This is a genomic window from Halorubrum sp. AJ67, assembly GCF_000513435.1.
The window spans coordinates 86,523-87,290 of record NZ_CBVY010000010.1; the positions used below are offsets into that span (position 1 = coordinate 86,523).

The 768-nt window shown below is 69.3% G+C and carries 2 pseudogenes (1 of these 2 cut by a window edge); both read left to right on the forward strand.

The annotated features are described in order from the left end of the window. Window positions 1-156 precede the first annotated feature (156 nt). Window positions 157-768: pseudogene (locus tag BN903_RS16785) on the forward strand (hypothetical protein); the annotation flags it as partial. Further along, window positions 657-768 (forward strand): annotated as a pseudogene (locus BN903_RS09785) (YigZ family protein); its annotated part runs 350 nt beyond the window's last position; the annotation flags it as partial. The pseudogenes BN903_RS16785 and BN903_RS09785, both read left to right, overlap by 112 nt.

The window sequence follows — 768 nt, forward strand, 5'->3', positions numbered from 1 at the left end:
CCGGGCGTTCGACTCCAGCGGCACGCTACCCGAAACGGCGGTCGCGACCAAAACCGTTCCGGAGGCGTCGGGCCGGGGTAGCCGGCCGGGCTCGCGGGGTCGATGTCGGCGTCCGCACCCGGAAGCTTATGAACGAAAGCCGCCAACGCGGTCGTAATGGACGAAGGGGATCGGTCGACGGACGCCGACGAGTCGGCCGGTCGAGACGAACGAACGAGAGACGGGGCCGAGAAGGATCGCGGCGGATCGCCGGACGAATCGAAAGAGGAAGCGCCGGACGAATCGAAAGGAGAAGCGCCGGACGAATCGTCGGACGAATCGGCCAGCGAGAACGTTGACGATGAGGGCGGAGCCGGTCCCGCGGCCGGGGGCGACTCCGTCGCCGAACCCGACATTTCGGGTGGAGAGCGGAGCGATGCGGAACACGCGAGCGAGCCCGTCGCCGACGCGGACGGAACCGAAATCGGCGGAGAGTCCGTCGAGGTCGAGGGAGCAGTCGGCGCTGACGGGTCCGCCGGGCGGTCGGGTGGCCGCTCCGAATCGGGTCGTTCCCCCGAGTCGGAGCGTCTCGCCGAGTCCGAGGATTTCTCCGAATCGAGAGATCCCTCCGAGCGGTCCGAGCGGCCGGGGGCGGGCGAGGAGGAGTCGCTGCTGTACCGGTTTCGTCACGACCGCGACGGCGCGCTGATGTGGATCCGGGAGATGCTGTCCAGCGTGGCGGTGGTCCTGCTGGTCGGGCTGCTGCTGTTCGGCGTCAGCGGCATCTGG